Genomic DNA, 323 nt, shown 5'->3' with positions numbered 1-323 from the left:
AACGCCTCCACCGACCGCTGCGAACCCCTCGTCCTCGGCCCCCAGTTCGGCGCGCACGGCGCGACCGCCGCCGACATCTCCGTCGCCTTCGTCGCCGGCGCCGCCGTGGCGAACGGCGACCAACTCCCCACCCGCAGGCGCCGCGTCGCCGTCAAACACACCCGCGGCATCGGCCCCGCGGACATGCTCCGCAACCACCGCCTCGGAGCCGTCGACGTCAACCCCACCACCGGACTGGTCACCCTCGACGGAGACCCCCTCCACTCCCACCCCGCCGAGAGCGTCTCCCTCAGCCGCCTCTACTTCCTCTAGGAGCACCGCCT

The 323-nt window shown here is 73.1% G+C and carries 1 pseudogene; it reads left to right on the top strand.

Going from position 1 to position 323, the window contains the following annotated elements:
- Nucleotides 1-312 (top strand): annotated as a pseudogene (locus TR50_RS42170) (urease subunit alpha); the annotation flags it as partial.
- Nucleotides 313-323: the final 11 nt, after the last annotated feature.

It is taken from the genome of Streptacidiphilus anmyonensis (assembly GCF_000787855.1).
Classification (GTDB): Bacteria; Actinomycetota; Actinomycetes; order Streptomycetales; family Streptomycetaceae; genus Streptacidiphilus; species Streptacidiphilus anmyonensis.
The sequence above is the reverse complement of the archived record's forward strand: the minus strand, read 5'-3'. Positions and strand labels throughout refer to the sequence as shown.